The organism is Tardiphaga robiniae, from assembly GCF_013359755.1.
Lineage (GTDB): Bacteria > Pseudomonadota > Alphaproteobacteria > Rhizobiales > Xanthobacteraceae > Tardiphaga > Tardiphaga robiniae.
The window spans coordinates 13,212-31,649 of sequence record NZ_JABMCJ010000085.1; the positions used below are offsets into that span (position 1 = coordinate 13,212).

22 protein-coding genes are annotated in these 18,438 nt (G+C 59.2%); 8 read left to right on the plus strand and 14 right to left on the minus strand.

Features of this window, described 5'->3' with window-relative positions; genetic code table 11:
• The first annotated feature begins 21 nt into the window (after positions 1–21).
• From HP556_RS15630 to HP556_RS15655, 6 genes are read left to right on the plus strand one after another with little or no spacing between them, the layout of a single operon-like run.
• A complete protein-coding gene (locus tag HP556_RS15630) occupies positions 22–885 on the plus strand; it encodes an ImmA/IrrE family metallo-endopeptidase (RefSeq protein WP_246297746.1) in 864 nt (287 codons plus the stop codon).
• On the plus strand, positions 878–1,729 hold the full coding sequence (locus HP556_RS15635) for a thymidylate synthase family protein (protein ID WP_175367653.1): 852 nt from the start codon (positions 878–880) through the stop codon (positions 1,727–1,729). The genes HP556_RS15630 and HP556_RS15635 overlap by 8 nt, the downstream gene beginning before the upstream one ends.
• Positions 1,726–2,979, plus strand: coding sequence for a nucleotide kinase domain-containing protein (locus HP556_RS15640; RefSeq protein WP_246297749.1), 1,254 nt, complete (start codon positions 1,726–1,728; stop codon positions 2,977–2,979). Before HP556_RS15635 ends, HP556_RS15640 begins: the two co-directional genes overlap by 4 nt.
• A 20-nt stretch (positions 2,980–2,999) precedes the next feature.
• A complete protein-coding gene (locus HP556_RS15645; protein ID WP_175367654.1) occupies positions 3,000–3,875 on the plus strand; it encodes a nucleoside triphosphate pyrophosphohydrolase family protein in 876 nt (291 codons plus the stop codon).
• A complete protein-coding gene (locus HP556_RS15650; protein WP_175367655.1) occupies positions 3,853–5,067 on the plus strand; it encodes a TraB/TrbI/VirB10 family type IV secretion system protein in 1,215 nt (404 codons plus the stop codon). The genes HP556_RS15645 and HP556_RS15650 overlap by 23 nt, the downstream gene beginning before the upstream one ends.
• Before the next feature lie 9 nt (positions 5,068–5,076).
• The gene (locus HP556_RS15655) at positions 5,077–5,319 is read left to right on the plus strand and encodes a DUF2274 domain-containing protein (RefSeq protein ID WP_175367877.1); all 243 of its coding nucleotides are present in this window, start codon (positions 5,077–5,079) and stop codon (positions 5,317–5,319) included.
• Here HP556_RS15655 and HP556_RS15660 read toward each other — a convergent pair.
• The 14 genes from HP556_RS15660 to HP556_RS15720 all read right to left on the minus strand — a co-directional run bounded on the left by HP556_RS15660 (position 5,292) and on the right by HP556_RS15720 (position 16,550).
• On the minus strand, positions 5,292–6,239 hold the full coding sequence (locus HP556_RS15660; RefSeq protein ID WP_175367656.1) for a LysR family transcriptional regulator: 948 nt from the start codon (positions 6,237–6,239) through the stop codon (positions 5,292–5,294). The two genes, HP556_RS15655 and HP556_RS15660, sit on opposite strands and share 28 nt — an antisense overlap.
• A 107-nt stretch (positions 6,240–6,346) precedes the next feature.
• Positions 6,347–6,979: an acyl-homoserine-lactone synthase gene (locus tag HP556_RS15665; protein WP_175367657.1), complete on the minus strand. Its 633-nt coding sequence runs from the start codon at positions 6,977–6,979 to the stop codon at positions 6,347–6,349.
• Positions 6,980–7,073: 94 nt separating this feature from the next.
• Entirely contained in the window at positions 7,074–7,799 is a 726-nt protein-coding gene (locus HP556_RS15670; protein WP_175367658.1) for a helix-turn-helix transcriptional regulator, read from the minus strand.
• A gap of 236 nt (positions 7,800–8,035) precedes the next feature.
• Entirely contained in the window at positions 8,036–9,007 is a 972-nt protein-coding gene (locus HP556_RS15675; RefSeq protein ID WP_175367659.1) for a glutathione S-transferase family protein, read from the minus strand.
• Positions 9,000–10,052 (minus strand): LLM class flavin-dependent oxidoreductase, encoded by a 1,053-nt coding sequence (locus HP556_RS15680; protein WP_175367878.1) that lies wholly within the window; start codon positions 10,050–10,052, stop codon positions 9,000–9,002. Before HP556_RS15680 ends, HP556_RS15675 begins: the two co-directional genes overlap by 8 nt.
• A gap of 168 nt (positions 10,053–10,220) precedes the next feature.
• Positions 10,221–10,586 carry a nuclear transport factor 2 family protein gene (locus tag HP556_RS15685; RefSeq protein WP_175367660.1) on the minus strand — a complete coding sequence of 122 codons (366 nt, stop codon included), beginning with the start codon at positions 10,584–10,586 and terminating at the stop codon, positions 10,221–10,223.
• A 141-nt stretch (positions 10,587–10,727) separates the two neighbouring features.
• Positions 10,728–11,024, minus strand: coding sequence for an ArsR/SmtB family transcription factor (locus HP556_RS15690; protein ID WP_175367661.1), 297 nt, complete (start codon positions 11,022–11,024; stop codon positions 10,728–10,730).
• Between the two features lie 174 nt (positions 11,025–11,198).
• Positions 11,199–11,594 carry a DoxX family protein gene (locus tag HP556_RS15695; protein WP_175367662.1) on the minus strand — a complete coding sequence of 132 codons (396 nt, stop codon included), beginning with the start codon at positions 11,592–11,594 and terminating at the stop codon, positions 11,199–11,201.
• A 40-nt stretch (positions 11,595–11,634) separates the two neighbouring features.
• Complete coding sequence (locus tag HP556_RS15700; protein ID WP_246297751.1) at positions 11,635–12,246, minus strand: FMN-dependent NADH-azoreductase; 612 nt, start codon at positions 12,244–12,246, stop codon at positions 11,635–11,637.
• A gap of 340 nt (positions 12,247–12,586) precedes the next feature.
• Entirely contained in the window at positions 12,587–13,837 is a 1,251-nt protein-coding gene (locus HP556_RS15705; RefSeq protein WP_210269206.1) for an alginate export family protein, read from the minus strand.
• Between the two features lie 497 nt (positions 13,838–14,334).
• Positions 14,335–14,766: a cupin domain-containing protein gene (locus HP556_RS15710; RefSeq protein WP_210269207.1), complete on the minus strand. Its 432-nt coding sequence runs from the start codon at positions 14,764–14,766 to the stop codon at positions 14,335–14,337.
• 21 nt (positions 14,767–14,787) lie between these two features.
• Positions 14,788–14,937: a cupin domain-containing protein gene (locus HP556_RS30105; protein ID WP_210269216.1), complete on the minus strand. Its 150-nt coding sequence runs from the start codon at positions 14,935–14,937 to the stop codon at positions 14,788–14,790.
• 257 nt (positions 14,938–15,194) lie between these two features.
• Positions 15,195–15,653 carry a nuclear transport factor 2 family protein gene (locus tag HP556_RS15715; protein ID WP_175367665.1) on the minus strand — a complete coding sequence of 153 codons (459 nt, stop codon included), beginning with the start codon at positions 15,651–15,653 and terminating at the stop codon, positions 15,195–15,197.
• Between the two features lie 39 nt (positions 15,654–15,692).
• Entirely contained in the window at positions 15,693–16,550 is an 858-nt protein-coding gene (locus HP556_RS15720) for an SDR family NAD(P)-dependent oxidoreductase (protein WP_175367666.1), read from the minus strand.
• Positions 16,551–16,888: 338 nt separating this feature from the next.
• Between HP556_RS15720 and HP556_RS15725 the strand changes: the two genes are divergently transcribed.
• Both HP556_RS15725 and HP556_RS15730 read left to right on the plus strand, forming a co-directional pair.
• A complete protein-coding gene (locus HP556_RS15725) occupies positions 16,889–17,827 on the plus strand; it encodes a LysR family transcriptional regulator (RefSeq protein ID WP_175367667.1) in 939 nt (312 codons plus the stop codon).
• 31 nt (positions 17,828–17,858) lie between these two features.
• On the plus strand, positions 17,859–18,305 hold the full coding sequence (locus HP556_RS15730) for an Rrf2 family transcriptional regulator (RefSeq protein WP_175367668.1): 447 nt from the start codon (positions 17,859–17,861) through the stop codon (positions 18,303–18,305).
• Positions 18,306–18,438: the final 133 nt, after the last annotated feature.

An 18,438-nucleotide genomic window follows, 5' to 3' on the forward strand; every position in this document is an offset into this window, starting at 1 on the left:
ATGCTCAGGAGTGTAACCAAAATGCCAGACCGTCGCGCCATGGCGAATCAGGCCATGCTGGCCTCCCTCACCGCGCGCTCAAAGGCGGCCATGGACCTCCAGAGCCCCATCTGCATCTACGCACTCAGCAAGGCGCACCGCGTGCAGGTGCGTTTCAACAACATTAATATGGAAGGCATGTACCAGCGCGGGGCGGCACCTCGCATCCATCTGTCGGCCCGCCGGCCGCTTCCCCGGCGGGCTTTCAACTGTGCCCACGAACTTGGCCATCATGTCTTTGGTCATGGCTCGTCCATTGACGAGCTTCGGGAGGACGCAAAGGCCAAACCATGGGAAGATCCAAAAGAATTCCTCGCCGACACTTTCGCAGGTTTCGTCCTGATGCCCACACTTGGATTGCGCCACGCATTCGCCTCGCGAGGATGGAAGCCGGAGACGGCGACGCCGCGTCAGATCTTTCAGGTCGCTTGTGAATTTGGCGTCGGGTACGCGACATTAATCACGCATCTATCTCAAGCGGTCGGCATGCTCTCGCGTTCGCGAGCCGCAGTACTGCATCGTGCTGCGCCGAAAGCAATTCGAGCTGAGATTCTTAACGCCTTATCGCCCAACCCACTCATCATTGCGGATCAGGCTTGGGCGTCGCCGGTTCTCGACGCCGAAGTCGGTACGCATCTGTTGCTGCCAGCGGATACTCAAACGGCGAACGATGCCATCGTACCCGTGCGGGATCTGCCGGATGGGCGGCTTTTCGAAGCTGTTCGCCCCGGCATCGCCCGCATCACGCAATCTGGCTCATCCTGGGCCGTATTCGCCCGCATCGCGCGGCGAGAATATGTCGGCATGGCCGACTTCCGGCATCTGGAGGATGATCCTGATGAGTAAGTCCAAAAACGTCGTAGCGCCAGAACCGCTGCTCATTTCGGAAACCAGCATCTCTCGAGCCTATGCTCGGATTTTGCTTCGCGTCGTCGAGGAGCCAGGGAAAGAAATCTCTCCCCTCGTCATGACGATCAACGGCTTTGGTCCGAACCGGGAAATTCCAGAAGAACCCGTGCTTCGTGCGGCCCTCGATGCTCTCCTTGTCCGCAAGAGCAAGAGTGATGTCGAAGACGTCGCCTATACCATTTTTCCGCAGCGCCTATGGGACATGGCGCAAGGAGACCGTGCCCAACTGTTTACCTTCTACAAGATGGCGTTTCCTGCCTATAAGGCGATGAACCGAAAGGCGAACGGTCGCGGCCTCTATTTCGAGAGAATGATGATGTACGGCCGCGGTCCGTGCGACGGCAACCAATTGGAGTACGTTTTGTCCCAATACAATTCTCGACCTGGCGTCCGGCGATCGATGTTACAGGCGACCACTTTTGATCCTGAGCGTGACCATACCCCTAGCGCCCAGCTCGGCTTCCCGTGCCTGCAGCAAGTCAGCTTCGTCCCGACTGACACAGGCTTGATCGTCAACGCTTTCTACGCAACGCAGCAGATCTTCGATAAGGCTTATGGCAATTATCTTGGACTTGCGCAGCTTGGTGCGTTCATGGCGCACGAGATGAACATGTCGCTGAACCGACTTAACGTGAACGTGGGCGTTGCCAAGCTTGAGCGTATCACCAAGACCGATAAAAGTCTGGCTCCCGTCATCGTCGCGGCGAAAGCCTGCTTGGCCGCTGTCCCCAACTATCCTGCCGTCTCGGCGCCACCTCTGTTCGCGGAGGCCGCGCTTTGAAAAAGCGCGATCATCCTGCCAAAATCCCCGTTTCTCCGAAGCGCCGTGGACGACCGCTAAAGGACCGCTCCGCTCAGGTGGTTGCACAATTGCCTCTGAATCTTGCCGCTGCCGCGGACGCTCAGCTTTGGAAGGGGCGTGTGGACAAGGACGGCCGTTTGGGCAACTCAGCCGTTGCCTCCCCGACCATGGTCACGCGCCACCTCAGTCCTGCGCAGGTGACGCCCGTTTATGACAGCTATTGGCGATTTGCCGCTGAACGGCAACATGTGTTCTTTAACCGCATTGTCGGCACAGCCCGGCCATGGACCGCGAATGCTGTGCTGGCGACCTACAAATTCACGAATGCCTATAGGGCATCCGATCGCGTTAGCCAGTATCTCATCCGACATGTCATTTATCGTGACGACCTGCCAGCGTCAGAAAAGGAAGTCTTCTTTCGAATTCTTCTGTTCAAACTGTTCAACAAGATCGAAACGTGGGTGTTGCTAGAGTCTGAGCTAGGACCGCTGACTTTTTCTGATTACAGTTTTCGTCGCTATGATGCCGTGCTTGCTCGCGCCATGAAGCGCGGCACGCGCATCTATTCGGCTGCCTACATCATGCCGCCAGGAAGCTCAGCCTTCGGGCATCCCGCGAAGCATCAGAACCATTTGTGCCTTCTGGAACGAATGATGGCGGACGAACTGCCAAAGAAACTTACAGATGCACACAGTATGCAACAAGGCTTCGAGCTCCTCCGCGCCTATCCGACGATCGGCGACTTTCTGGCCTACCAGTTCGTCACCGACGTCAATTACAGCACGATCACCGATTTTTCGGAGATGGATTTCGTCGTGCCTGGTCCCGGTGCGCGCGACGGCCTTCGCAAGTGCTTCGCCGATCCGGGCGGTCTGAACGAGCCCGAGCTGATTAGGTTGATGGCTGACATTCAAGAAGCCGAGTTTGAGCGCCTCGAAATCAGCTTCCCATCGCTCTGGGGCCGCCGGTTGCAGCTAATCGACTGTCAGAACCTCTTCTGCGAGGTCGATAAGTTCGCGCGTGTTGCACATCCGGATATCGCCGGAAGAACAGGGCGAACGCGGATCAAGCAGAAATTTTCACCAACTTCCAAACCTCTCGTCTTCTGGTACCCGCCCAAATGGGGGCTGAACGACCGCATCGCGAGCGGGTTACTTCCGAATGAGATTGCTGTGAGTGAATCTGACAACGAGCCAATCAGCCGTATGCCGGAGGCTCGCAGGGGCTAGCCGCAAGGAGAGCGACCGTCATGGAATTTCGTTCATACCAGCTTGAAGCTCTCCGCACCGATCAGGTACCGAGCGCCGGCGATGGCGATATTGCAGCCTCTTTGGTTGTGCCGATGCTCGGGCTCGCGGGTGAAACTGGTCAGCTTCTCAGCGAATACAAAAAGCACTTGCGCGATGGCGAAGCCCATCGCCTGTTCAAGGAGCGGGTCGCTGAGGAACTGGGAGACCTTCTTTGGTACGTCGCCAACGTCGCCAGCAAGTTCGACTTGAATCTCGATGATATCGCTACACGCAATCTCAGCAAGGTGCAGGAAAGATGGGCCGCTCCTTCGGACGAACCACTCCAATTCGATCAAGGGTTTCCCGAATCCGAGCGCTTTCCCCGACGCATTGAGGTCGAATTGACCGAAGTGCTTGTTGATGGGCGGCCGAAGGTGCGGGTGTCCATGAATGGCGAGCTGCTCGGTTCTCCGCTAGGTGACAATGCTTACGATCCCGATGGCTATCGTTTTCACGATGTCTTCCATCTGGCATATGCAGCAATACTCGGCTGGTCACCGAACCTGCGCGCTTTCCTCAAGTGTAAGCGAAAGAGCAATCCGCTGCTCGACGAGGTTGAGGACGGTGGCCGTGCCCGCGTTCTGGAAGAAGGTGTTTCAGCTCTCGTTTTCGACTATGCCCGCGTTCATGGATTTCTCAATGGTGTCACCGATATCGACTATAGATTGTTGCGCACCATCAAGAGCATGACTACCCATTTGGAGATCGGCAGCTGCACGATTAGTGATTGGCAGCGGGCTATTCTCGATGGCTTTGCCGTGTGGCGTGAGGTCTTACGTGACAAGGGCGGTCGTGTGTTGGGAGGTCGTCGTCATGAGCACCCTTCAGAGCGATGACACTAACAAGCAGCCCGGCGAGCCGAACAGGTCGGAAGAATTGGCGCACGGGTTCCGGTTGCGGGCAGATCATCCACGCGTCACGCGGCTGTCCCGTAAGGTCCTGGCGGGAGGGAGTGCTGTTGCGTTGGTCCTTGTTGGAGGTGCCGTGCTTTGGGCCCTCCAAAACAACCGCTCCCGCGGGCCTGCGCCGGACGAACTCTACAGCACCGATCACCATAACGTCGCGGATGGCCTCGCCGGATTGCCGCGGGACTATGCTGGTGTTCCGCGTCAGGTGCCCTCGCTGGGCCCACCGCTTCCTGGTGACCTCGGCAGGCCAATCCTTGCCGCTCAGGGACAGCCACCAACCACAACCACGACTGGCTTCGATCAGGAGCAGCAGCGCCGTGACCAGGAGATCGAAGCCGCGCGCGTGAGCCGTTTGTTCGCCTCCACCAATGTTCGCGAGACGACGCCCGCCGCAGCCCAGGCCTCAAACGTGGACCGAACCTCTCCATCGTCCATGCCGGGAACTGACGACGGCTTTGCGCAGAACGGGCAGGATCGAAAACTTGCCTTCGTTAATGCATCGGCCGACCGCCGTACCACAAGCTCCGATCGCATCACGAAACCAGCTTCTCCGTATGTGGTTCAGGCAGGAACGGTTATTCCTGGGGCACTCATCACCGGCATCCGCTCAGATCTGCCCGGGCAGATCACGGCGCAGGTGACCGAGAATGTTTTTGACACCCCTTCCGGTCGCTTGCTGCTGATCCCGCAGGGCGCTCGTTTGATCGGAACCTACGACAGCCAGGTCGCATTCGGTCAGTCACGCGTCCTGCTGGTCTGGACGCGCTTGATCATGCCCAACGGCCGTTCGATCGTGCTCGAACGCCAGCCAGGCGCGGATTCGGGCGGCTATGCTGGTCTGGAAGACGACGTCGACAATCACTGGGCCGCTCTCTTCAAGGCGGCACTCCTGTCGACGTTACTCTCAGTCGGCAGCGAAGTGGGAGCCGGCTCCGACACCGGCAACAACGGTGACATCATCCAGGCCTTTCGCCGCGGATCGAGCGATAGCTTCAATCGAACTGGTCAGAAGATCGTTGAACGCAATCTCAACATCCAGCCAACACTAACGATCAGGCCTGGTTTCCCGGTCCGCGTGATCGTCAATCGCGACCTCGTATTAGAGCCTTACAGAGGGTGAGGAATGAAAATGGCCAAGCTTAAGATCGGGGCGCTTCCAAATGACAAGCCCGTCAAGGTCACCGTTGAATTGCCGGCTGCGGTGCATCGAGATCTTGTTGCTTATGCGGGAGCCCTCGCACGTGAAACCGGCCAGCCGGTCGATGATCCGTCAAAGCTGATCGCGCCTATGGTGATGCGATTCATGGCAACGGATCGGGGATTTGCGAAATCACGACGCGCGGCTCATTCGCCAGTCGCTGGCAACGGGTAGCGCTCGGCCAACAGTTTCAGAAAGCCATGAAGGGCGGGGTTCTCGTTGTCGCCTCGCCAATGCGCCGAAAAGCTGATGTAGCTCGGCCGTATCCCGTCGCGCAATTCGCGATAGACCAAACCGGCAAAGGTGGCGCCGATATCCGATTCCATGACCAGGCTGATCCCGAGCCTCATACTGATCAGGCTTTTGATGATGCCCCGACTGACGTCGTGGCGCTCTATTTGAGGCCTGTTCCCAGGCAAGGGGAGCTTTGAAATCAGGACGTCCTCAAGTTCGTGTCCGGGGTCATATTGGCTCAGCAAGACTGTTTGATTCCGAAGCTCGGTCCACAAAACGGGGTCACGCGTCGTCAAGGGATGATCCTCTGGCAAGGCGACCAGGATCCGCTCGCTCCAGAGCGGAAGGGTCTGACTGTCTAAGAGAGGCGTAGCGCCGGTCACGATCAGGATATCGAGTGTTCCATTTTGCAGCGCAGTCGTCAGGCGCGCTCGCGATCGTTCGACGGTGACGAGTTCGATATGCGGAAAATGTACCTTGAAGTCGAGCAGGGTCTCACGCAAGTTCCCCGCCGAAAGAGACGTGCAGAAGCCGACCGCAAGTCTACCGGCCTCGCGGCGCCTGGTTGTTTCTGCGCTCGCAACGAGCGTATCAACCTGCTCCAAGATTATTCTTGCCGTCCTGAGAAACTCGCGGCCGCCGGGTGTAGGCTTCACGCCTCCGCTCGATCGCTCGAACACGACGATGCCAATCGAGTGCTCGAGCTGGCGGACAGATCGGCTCATCTGCGATTGACGAAGCCGCAACACATCCGCAGCTTGCCGAAAGCTACCGATATCCGCCGCGGTCACTGCAAATCGCAACTGCTGTAGATCAACGGCTAGCGGTCGGGCGTCAGGTCGCCGCTTGTCGGTTGCCATGGTTTTCTCCGCCATGTTTTGATGTTCGATAAGTCGTGAAGGAAAGTGCCCGACGCTTGCGTGCAGACGTCGCCAGGGAAACCTCGCGGAGGCTCTATTAATGTGTCTCAAGCAGCCAGAATCGCGACTGGCGCCCACAGCACGGGTCCGTGCAGCCCGCCAGCGGTCTGCACGCGTGCCAAGGCAAGTGACGAAACCTCCAGATAGCCCGCAACGGCCACGGTGCTGCCGAGCGGGCGGGGCTGACCTATCCGCCGCAAAGGCCACCCGGCGCGGCGCAAGATCCGCTCCATCCGGGCATCTGTGACGGTGACGATCTCGGTGAGCTGTCGCGACAGACCGAACTCGATCATGCCCGCGAAAAGTTCGTAGGTCGCGACTGCCAGGCCGTGAGCGCCCTTTCGCGCGTCGGCCGGAATATCGAGCGCGAAGCGGCTGCTTTCCCAGATGGTCGGACTAGCGGGAGCGCATGCGCCGTCCAACAGAACGGGGAAAGTATCGCGAAGCATCGTGGACCCGGTGGAAGGAAGCAAGCGCACGCAGCCCTGGATGCGCCCATCGCCCGCACGCTGGAGCAAGTAGCAGGGCTGAAGGGCGTCGAACGCGTCGATCTCCATATCGCCGCTGACCTGGACGTCCCAATCCAGTCGTTCCCTGAAAACGCGGTAACGCAGCCGGTGCATCTCCGCAATCTCACCAATAAAGCTACCGAAGTAATCGGCCGTTATCAGCTGTATCATGATCGCCTCCTCAATTGCTGACCTTTCAGTATTGGAGACGAATTGTTGCGCCGACACACCCTGTACAGATGTACAGGATGTGCTGGGAGTGAGGTCACTGCATCGTTGACCTTGAAGCGACTAACTGGGCGACTGCTTGACAGATCGAGTGCACGCCGAATTTGGTTTTGGCATTTTCCAAGTGGAAAGCAGCCGTGCGACGTGTAATGCCGAGGATGCGCCCGATCTCCCAAGCAGATTTACCCTGCGCGGCCCATTCGAGGCATTCGAGTTCGCGCGGTGATAGAGCCACGCCGTTGATGAGGCGATTGGGAGCAAGCTTGCGGCGAGCATGTGCATGAAAATACATTGCCATGAGTTGAAGCACTCGTGCATGCACGGTGATGGTTCGTTCGAAGTGCGGTTTGCGCTCGTCGGTAGCAAAGGTCACTGCTGCAAGGGCACCACGATTGTCGTGGATCGGGACAGTGAATCCACAGCGAATACCAAACTCTGCGGCTTCTTCAAATAACTCTCGCTGCGATTCGGATGGCGGAGGCGATCCTGCGCCAATACCCCACTCGAAAGGTTCAGGATGGCTAATCGCCTGGATGATTACAGGATCACAACGCTCGTAGTGGCGTTGCATATAGTGCTCTGTCCAGGCCGACGGGTAATTTGAAATTAGCCCCGCGGAGGCGCTTGGTCGATGCGGTGCAGAGAGGTACGCGAAGCAGGACAGGTCGAGTGCGGCGGCTGCTTCTTCCATAGCATCGCAAAGATCCTCGGACTTCCGAGCGCTCGCTAGACGATCAATAAAATTTTGAAAGATTCGATGCATGATGGCGCTCGAGCAGTTCTGCCTACGAAGGGTCAGAAAGAGACGTGAGCATGGCGGTATCCGTACGCGACGTTGCAGCTCCGTGAAGAGACAAAGTGGGATTCTCCGGGAATTTGGAGTTAAATCGCCGCATTTACGCAAGCGTCGCAGTGGCTGGCTGACGAACCGGTGTCGGCCATGACAATCACCTCTTTGATTCGGCGTGGTGACCTCGTCGCCCCGCTTATCGGATTCAACTACCGCCTCTCTTCAAGGTTTTCGCGCCCGCTGTGCAAGTCGAAATCGCGAACGGGGCCGATAGGGACGATGCCGCTCGGATTGAGCCACGGATGGCTACCGTAGTAATGGCCCTTGACGTGGCGGAGATCGACCGTCGGACGTATGGCCGGATGCTGATAGAGATCGCGCGTATAAGCCCAGAGCGCGGGATAGTCGATCAGCGCACGGCGATTGCACTTGAAGTGTCCGTGATAAACCGGATCAAAGCGCACGAGCGTCGTGAACAGCCGAATGTCGGCCTCGGTTAGGTCTCCGCCGACGAGGTAGCGTTGCCGCGCCAAGCGTTGCTCGAGCCAGTCGAGCGTCTCGAAGACCTCGCCGGCGGCTACCTCGTAAGCGGCCTGTGTCGTGGCGAATCCGGCCCGATAGACACCGTTGTTGAGGGTGGCGTAGACGCGCGCATTGACGGCATCGATCTCGACGCGATGTTCGATTGGGTAGTAATCGGCGACAGCAGCGCCGCAGCCGTCAAAGGCCGTGTTGAACATCCGCAAGATTTCCGAGGACTCGTTCGAGACAATTCGACCGGTGTACTTGTCCCACAGTACTGGCACCGTCGCGCGCGACGTGCAGATCGGATCGGCGATCGTGTAAAGCTCATGCAAAAACTTCGCCCCCTTGACCACGTCGGGGATGACACCCGGACCGGGGGAGAAGGTCCAGCCATCGTCGCCCATCAGCCAATGGACAACTGAAAGGCCGACAAGCTCGGTCAATCCCTTGATGTTTCGCATGATCAGGGTGCGATGCGCCCAGGGGCAGGCGAGCGAGACGTAGAGGTGATAGCGGCCCGGCTCAGCTTTGAACGGACCGTCGCCCTCGGTGGTGATCCAGTTGCGGAAGACGGACGGCGGACGACGCAGCTCTCCGTCGGCCAGCACGCTCTCCAGACCGCTGCGCCGCCAGGCTCCGGCGATCAGCTCACCCATGACGAAGCTCTTTGCTGAGCGCGGCTTTGACCGCAGGGGCAACCTCAGTCCCGAGCAGTTCGATCGAGCGTTGCATTGCCTCGGTCTCCAGCATGGCTGAGCTCATCTGGAAGGTGAGGCGAGAGATGCCGCCGAGCGCTTCGTTGGCCGCGAGGATTTTGTCGCGCACCGTCTGCGGATTTCCGATCAGGAAGGCGCCTTGCGGCCCGCGCATCGCGTTGAACTGGGCACGCGTCGCTTTCGACCAGCCGCGCTCGCGGCCGATCTCGGTGGCCATATACGCCCATCCGGGAAAGAAGGCGTCGGCGGCGGCCTCGTCCGTGTCACCGACGAAGCCCATCGCATGAATGCCGACCTTGAGCGTCTCCGGTGCATGGCCAGCGCGCTGGCCCGCCTCCCGGTACAGGTCCACCAGCGGACGGAACCGATCGAAGCTGCCGCCGATGATGGCGACCATCAGGGGCAGGCCGAGGGTTCCCGCGCGAGCAAAGGATTGCGGTGTTCCGCCAACGCCGAGCCAGATCGGCATCCTGGCCTGCCGCGGGCGCGGATAGACGCCCTGACCGGTGAGCGCCGGCCGGAAGCGGCCCCGCCACGTCACGTTTGTCTCTTCACGCAATTTGAGGAGAAGATCGAGCTTCTCGACGAAGAGGGCGTCGTAATCGTTCATGGCAAAGCCATAGAGAGGATAGGCTTCGCCGAAGGAGCCGCGCCCGACGACGATCTCGGTGCGACCTTTCGAAATCAGGTCGATCGTCGCGAAATCCTGAAACACCCGTACGGGATCTGCCGCGCTGAGCACGGTGACCGCGCTGGTCAGCCGGATGCGCTTCGTGCGGGCTGCCGCTGCCGCGAGAATGATGGCCGGCGCAGCATCGAGGAATTCCTTGCGGTGATGTTCGCCGACGCCGAACACGTCGAGGCCGACGCGATCGGCGGTTTCCACCTCCGCCAGCAACGTCTCCATTCGGTCGGCAGCCGGGACGGTATGACCGGTTGCCGGATTTGGAATGGTTGCCGCAAAACTGTCGATACCGATTTCCATGCTCATACGCTCGCTTCCAGTTGGTCGTTCTTGATCTGGCTCTGTTAAGGTCTTGGCCGCCTGCTGCACGAGGCGACGTCTAAGCCTGAATTGACGTCAACCGGATCAATGCACAGTAAGTTTTGATCACGCGCCCATGTCGCCACGTCGTGATCGCGAATTGACTTGTTAGCCGAACTTCGGGTTCAGGAAGGCATACAACAGCTTGATCTTGCCCTCATGGACGACGACGACGTCAAGGCCCGTGTAAGCCGGTGCTTCGCCTTTCGGTCCCGCGTCCCAGGTCAGGATCCCGCCATCATGCATCACCTGGGCTTCGCCGCGCGGGGTGTAGACGATCTGGGGGTTCATCGCCCGCAGATCCGCGCATAGCTTGTCGAGCGCCTCGTGCCCTACGAAAACACCCGGCATGACTTTGACGATGCAATCTTCGGTATACAGCTCTGCGATGGCGGCGCGTCGACGCGCTGCGTCGTTCTCGCCAAAGACTTCCTGAAGATTGCGGTGAAGCACTTCAATAATGTGGTCGGTCATACTGATCTGTCCTTTCTTTGCGCGCCGCGCTGGCAGCGACAGGCTTCGCAAAGGAGCCCGCGCCACGGACGCTGAAAATCGTCGTCTGGTGCCGGCGTGATGGTCTTGATTACAAGCGCCACGGAACCACGAACTCTTGCCTCAGAGCGGAAACAGCTCGGCCAACGTCGCCAGAAGCCGCTTCACATCGCTGGATTCACATCGATAATAAATCGTCTGTGCATCGCGCCGAAAAACAACCAACTCTGCACCGCGTAGCTTGGAAAGATGTTGGGACAGAGCAGATTGGCTTAACCCTATCCTTTGGCTGAGCACGCCCACCGATATCTCTTCTTCGACCAGGATCGACAGGATTTCCAGGCGCTGAGGATTTGCCATTGCTTCCAGAAGCCCCGAGCTGAATTGGACATAGGGCAGACGAGACTGCAATTCATTCATGTTGCTCCGATCTACCGGCTCATTCGCTATATTGGGCAGCCCCCAAACAAGGCTGAAACATAAGCGCTGCTAACATGCCGAAACTCTTTCCAAACAAGCACCTCATGCAGTGTCGTCTGTCGGTGGCGGACAAAGTGGTCCCGTTGTCGGCTGAATACGACGACGACGCTCGACCTATGCGGCCCGTAACCGCCGCGCGTCGAGACTGACAGCGCCACCCCCGAACGCCACCACCTGCAGAAGACCGCCGGTAATCGCGATGTTCTTCAAGAAGTGGATCATCTGGTTCTGGTCGGCCAAATTGCTGTGGAAGACCACAGCCGTCGCGAGCGTGAAAACGGCCATCACCAGGCTCACGATGCGGGCGTGGTAACCGAGGATGAGCAGAAGACCGCCGCCAACTTCAACAACGATCGCCAAGAGATAGGAAAGCAGTGGCAGCGGCAGGCCCACAGAGGCGATATAGCCTTGGGTAGCTGCCGGCGCCGCGAGCTTGCCGATTCCGCTCAGGATAAACAATACGGCGAGCAGCAGACGCCCAATGGTTGGAAGATATTTGTTGTCCGTCATTATGGTCCGCTCTCGGATTCGGTTCTTGAAAGGAAGCGAACTAGGCCGCGAGCGCTTCGATCTGTGCCTTGGCGCTGGCGACGGCTTCCGCCTTGGCGGCCTCGCCGATCGCAAGCCCTTCCGCACGGATGATGGTGATGTCAGTCAGGCCGATGAAAGCCAACACGGCGCCAAGGTAAGTTTCCTGGTAATCGAGGCCCGCCGCCGGGCTCTCGCCGGTGTAAACGCCGCCGCGCGCCGAGGCGACGAAGACCTTCTTGCCCGTCACCAGTCCTTCAGGACCATTCGGGCCATACTGGAAGGTGCGACCGGCAACGCAGACGCGATCGACCCAACCCTTCAGCTGGGTGGGGATCGTGAAATTGTACATTGGCGCGCCGATGACGATGATATCGGCGGCGAACAGATCATCGATATAGGCGCCGCCCGTGGCGAGGTCCTGTCCGAGCGCAGGGTTCGCGACCTCACCGCCCTGGAACACGGCCATATGGGCATCCGAGAGGTGCATCGCCGCATCGACGACGAGATCGCGCCGGATGACACGCGCGCCGGGATGCAACGCTTGCTGCTTGGCCACGATCTCGGCCGTGAGCGTGCGGCTCACCGAATAGCCACCAAGGATGCTGGAATCGATATGCAGAATGGTCGTCATGGGCTGATCCTCCGGCCGCCCGATCGCAGGGGCTTTAACGGTGCGGGAAATGAACTTCTTGATCGCGGTTAACATAAATTGAGAAGTGCCACGCGCGCGCGCCGGAAAATAGCCGGTGTATTACGATACTACCCATCGGTTCAGCCGATGCACTCTTCCAGGACTGGTGTGAACGGAAGTATCGCGGGATCAAGCCTGAGCGGTTGTCGCTTATGAACGCGCGAAAAAACAGTGGCTGGTCGCATCCGCGCAAGCTTCCCGTCCAGGCCTTGGTGCGCGATAGCGCAAACGCTTAAGCGGCTGGCAATGCCTGCCTCGCGCGTTCATGCGAGGGTTTCCTCTAAAACTTATAGTCTACGACCGCTGACAGGTACTGGACGTTGCGTCCCGGCGTGGCGCTATGGGTCAGGAACGGCCCCGCAGCGAAATAGGCATAGGCCATCGAGAGGTCGAGATGCGGCGTGGCATGCCATTTGACGGACGCTGAGGGCTGGCTTCCGATGTATCGCTCGCGGTTGTCGTTACCGCTTCGGAGCAAATTGACGCCCAACCCATAGACGCCGTCGTCAAGGCTGTTCCGCCAGAACCAGTCAAAATCAATTCCGACCTGAACGGAGGGCGTCAGGTGCGCCTGCAACGAGCCGCCAAGTCGCAGCATATTGGATGGACCGTTCAAGCTGATGGCCGCTTGCCCGAAATAGATGCCGCTCGGAAAGAGCGGGCTGAAGGTGCCAAAACTGCCGCCTGCCCGGCCGCTATCGCCGCTTGTTGCGCCCGCCCTGACGCTTACCCGCGGTGCGAAGCGCAGCGAATCGAAGCTGTAGCCGGTGTCGGCGCCAAAGCCGTAGGCGCTGAGCGGCAGACCTGCGAAGCTGCCGGCCTGATAGCTCAGCTCCCAGTCATAGTCCCAATGTCCCTTGCGGCCGAAAACCCGGGCACCGAGCGTGTGGCGTATCTCGCGACCGGCGTCCCGATCGAACGTGGCCTCGCGATTGTTGATGCCCAGATAGTAGAGGTCGAGCCCGCCACCGATCGACGCGATCGTTCTGGTCGAATAGAGTCCCCAAAACGTCGTGCGCCTGTCCGTCGGATCGTCAAATATCTGCGGACGGTTCAGCACCGGCTGGGTGACGAAAGCCGTTGCGTGCCAGGGGCCATCGTCGAGGATCGCGGAGAACCCATCGAACGCCAACCGGACATTCGGTCCTTCGCGCACATCCACCAACCTGCCGGAGCCAAACTGAAACTGCTGTCGGCCGACGCGGAAGGCAACGTCCCCATTGGAGAGCACGGGCAGTTTGATTTCGGCAAACGCCTCTTCGACCCACAGCCGGTCTTCATCAATCGGACGGGGACCGCCGTTACGGCCGCTTTCGATGGCGCTTGAGACCTGGCCGAACAGACGTATCCCGTTGCCGAGGTGCAAGTCCGCATAACTCGAAAGACGCTGAAGCAGATAGCCATTGGAGTCCTGCGGCCCGGCTCCCCAATTGGCGTTGCGGAATCCTTCGTACCATTCGCGCGCCTCGCCGCCCAACGTCAGGTATTGATCTCCCAGGGCGTTCAAGGGAATGAACTTGATGGCGTCCAACGGCTCGCGTCTGCAGGCAGTATCTCGAAGATAGCTGTAGTCTTCGTCCTGACGCAGCAATTGATAGGATGGCGGTGCAGGACATGGCGTTTGCGCCAAAGCAGGCGTCGCCACCATGCCGAGGAAAACCACCGAAAGCGACGAGGGAACCCAATGCTTCGTCTGTGGGCTCATGGGACCCCCCATTCTTTCTCTCAGGAGGTCAATTACCCAAATGGCGGGTCGAGTTCGAAACAGAGTTCAGCAAAAGCGTTGTCCAGGCGGTGCTCAATGCTCAACCGATCTTGGTCATCACTCTCCCGCAACAGTAACACGCCTGCATGAACAGGATTAGACTGCATTCCACGATGGAACACATCGGCTTGTCCGATGGTGATGAACTTCCGCGAGCGCAGCAAGTCTCGGATTGACGCCCGGGAGGCGCCGCTGCACGCCCGCGAACCGCGATGAGGACGCCTTATTTCGCGCGGTTGCGGCAGCGGCCCAGTAAGGCAGTGTTACCCCCGGAAAACGGGGGGCTGCCCCGAAGCCTGCTCCGCCGGCAAACGGGTGCGCAGTTCCGCGATCCGCGCTTCGCCTTCGGCTAGTGCCGCGCGATTGGTGCGAACCGAATAATAGCCCGTCACCAGATCGAACGGGTGCGCGATTGCGGAAGCGATGACGAAGCGCGCACCGTCGGACGACGCCTGCAGCCCGATATCGCCGGTGCCTTGGAAGATCGCCATCTCGCCCCTTTGCACGACGTTGACGCCCACCAGCCCGCCGTGGCTGACCGCCAGCCAGGCCACGCCCTGCCCGGCGGGTGCGTCATAGGTCCAGGTCTGACCCGGCGTCAGGGTCACCATCAGATAGGTGATCCCGGCCGGCGACCGTACGGGGCTGGCCTTGCCCTCATAGTCGCCGAGGATCACGGTCGCCGGTCCTGTCACCGGCATCGCCGCCCGCGCGCATCACTCGACCCCGCCATAGCCGAGCGTTCCCGACCCCGACACGGGATCGTCAAACCGGAAATCACCCTCGGTCAGCTCAGTGACGGTCGCGATCCCGGAATGCGGATGCACCGGCATTTGTCCGGCAAAGGCGCCAGGCGCCGAGAACAGGTCGAGAAAGACGAACGCTTGACGATCTCGCCAAGGTCGCCGGGGCTCATGAGGCGGACGATCGGGCCATGTCCCTGTCCCAACGTCTTGTACCGGATCCGGCGTTGCGCGAGGACGGCGGGTTGCGTGTTCATGTCACTTATCGAGAATGCCGGGCGACGATACGCTCGCGCTCGCTCACTTGAATATTGCCGCCCGGGCTCTACAGACACGTGAGCCGGGCAGCGTAATCCGGGTTAGAAGCAGCGTAATCCGGGTTAGAACATGCCGTTTGAATTGGCGCGCGGAATATTGGGAGCAAGCCATGGGGCCGAATTCTTCGGATCACCAACCGGCTGCAGCGTATCCCAATGCTCGATGGCCCGTCCTTCGGAATCCATCTTGTAGATATCGACAGCAGCGATCCCTGTATCTTCTGGATCGTCGTTGAACAGGTTCAGGAAATTCACGTGAGCAAACACATAGTCGCCGACCGCGATGATCTTATGGACGACAGCGCGGGCCTTTGCCCGCTCCTTGTTGACCTGGCCGAAGAACTTTCCCAACGCTTCAGCGCCATCGGCAACCAACGGGTTATGTTGGATATAGCCGGGAGTCATAAATGTGGCGATGGATTCTACCGACTTCTTCTGGTTAATCACCAGATCATAGAATCGAAGGATGTTGTTCTTGTTGCGGACGGCACGGCTGTCATTGGGGTCTACAAGCTCGATCATGGATTCTCCTGCTGGTTGAATGTGGCTTTTGGTCTTCAATTAGCTCAGCCCGACAAGCTTTAGACGGAGCGCATCCTGTTCGGCGTCGGATTTTTCACGAACGAACCGGAGTATCTCTTCCGCGTCTTCGCCGACAGGAGCGCGGCTTGGCGCAGGCACCTGTTCGGCGATTTCAATGACCCGTTTCGCGGCAGAAACAGAATCAAGTCCACCTTTCTGCATGGCGTTGAGACCCTTCGCGAAGGTTGCAAACGTTTGTCCGTACAGTTCGCGTTGTTCCGGCGTCATGCCGTCCGCAATTCGCACAAGAGCTGCATCAGTTTTCGCCGGTCCGCCGGTCCTCATGATGCCTGCCGGAACGACCACGACATCGACGCCGAGATGTTTCAACTCGGCCCGGTAGACAGCGGCGAACACCTCGGTGGCTGCTTTCGATGCGCCCGAAGCTCCATTGAAAGGAAGCGGCAAGCTGGCGGTAAAGGTACTGATCTGGACGATGCGTCCGCGCGCCTTCCGGAGTGCCGGAAGGAAAGCGTTCATAACGGACAAGGCGCCGAACACATTAACCTCGAACTCGTGCCGGATAGCATCGAGCGGCAGAATTTCCAGGGGGCCAGGGGTAAGGATTCCGGCGTTGTTGATGAGCAGATTGAGACTGCCTTCAGTGTGGGTCGCAACCTCACGGGCCCAATTCTTGACCCCAATCGCGTTCGTAATGTCACAGACGGTCAGCGTTACCGCCCCACTAGACGCTCGCTTGAGGTCTTCGATCTCCTCTGGAGTAAAGGCTGTTCCGAAAACGCGATAGTTCTTGGCGGCGAGACCTAGCGCAATATCTCGCCCGAGCCCGCTGCCCGCTCCCGTCACTGCCACCGTACGTTGCTTCGTATTAGCCATAATAGCCTCCTGTTCCACTGCTCCGCGCTCCGAGGATCACCGAATAGCCACCGCGACTGCCGGGCTGTCCTCCGGCCGCCCGTTCCCGGGAGCTTGAACGGTGCGGGAAAAGGAGTTCCTTGATCGCGCAGAACATGGGGCGTTAGGTGCCACGCGCACGTATCCTTGGGAAAGCCGGTATATTGCGATACAAAATATCGGATCAGCCGATGGGTGAATTCAGCCGAATTCGAGACGGAAGCCGCCTGCCGGCAGTGGCGCTCAGCACACCTGAATAAACAGGAACAACCTGAATTATCTGATGTAATCTATCGGTCTGTCCGATAGAAGGAAAAGACATGCTTGACGGTGTATCTCTCGATCAATTGCGAACCTTTGTTGCCGCAGCCGATGAAGGCAGCTTCTCCGCTGCGGCCCGACGCCTGAAGCGGACTCAGTCCTCCGTCAGCGAGGCCATCGCCAATCTGGAGGCACAGCTTGCAGTCACGCTGTTTGATCGCAGCGGTCGATATCCGAAGCTGACGACGGAGGGCGGCGTCCTTCTTGCCGATGCGCGATCCGTCGTCCTGGGCGTCGATTGTATGAAGGCGCGCGCGAAGGGAATATCGGGCGGGCTGGAGGCGGAACTTGCAGCGGTGATTGACGTCTTCGTTCCGATCACGGCGATTGCCGAGGCGGCTCACGCGTTTCGTCGACAATTCCCTACCACGCCCTTACGGCTCTCTGTCGAAGCGCTCGGCGGCACGGTGCAGCCTGTGATGGATGGCCGCGTAAGTTTCGGCCTCGTCGGATCCTTGCCTACACTGCCCGCGGGCCTTCTGGCAGAGCGCGTCACGAACGTTGGTTTTGTCATGGTCGCGGCGGCCAGCCATCCGCTTGCCGTGCTCAGTGGCACAATTCCACGTGACGAGCTGGCACGCCACGTTCAACTGGTGTTGACGGATCGATCCGACCTTTCGGTCGGGCGGGAATTCGGCGTCATGTCGTCTCTGACCTGGCGATTGGCGGACCTCTTTGCCAAACATGCCTTTCTACTCAGTGGCCTGGGGTGGGGCGGCATGCCGCTCCACGCTGTCGCGAAGGACATTGCCGAGGGACGGCTGGTCGAACTTTCGATCCAGGATATCCCACCGGGCGGGCTCCAGCTTCCGATCTCAGCAGTCTATCGGATCGATGCGCCTCCTGGACCCGCGGGCCGTTGGATGATCGAGCACCTTAAGCAGTGCTCGAACGAGGTACCTGTCAGGCCGCCTGTTGACGGGGGCATGAAAGTGTAATAGTGACGATTACACATTAACGGGTTCGACTATGCCAACCAGCACGCGTTTTGCCGTTGCCGTACATATCCTGACCGGTCTTGCCGTGAGCGACGGAAAGCCTTTGCGTTCTGAGGATCTGGCTTATTCGGCGAATACCGGCGCGGTCGTGATCCGCGGACTCTTATCCCGCCTGAATGATGCTGGACTGACGCATTCGCAGCTTGGAGCTGGAGGGGGTGCCTTGCTGGCGAAGCCGGCCGCGAAAATACGGCTGCTCGATGTTTATCGAGCAGTTGAGGACACCGAGTTATTCTCGATGCACCGCACCCCGCCTTGTGAGAATTGCGCAGTCGGCGGCAACATTCTTGAGGCGATCCAGCCCCCGTTGGCTAAGGCCCGCAAAGCCATGGAGAATGAACTGGCGAAGACCACTGTCGCGGACATAGCAGTGGAAGTGGCGAGGCTGGGGAAGTTCTCCATCCCGCTCGTCTGGTGATTCATTTACAAATAAATGTCATCGTGTCATGGACATACAGACTTTTCATATAAGTCATGCGCCACGATGACACGGAATAGCCGCCCGGTTTCGGGGATGCCGGCGGTTTCCATCTTCGAAGCCCCGTACAAAA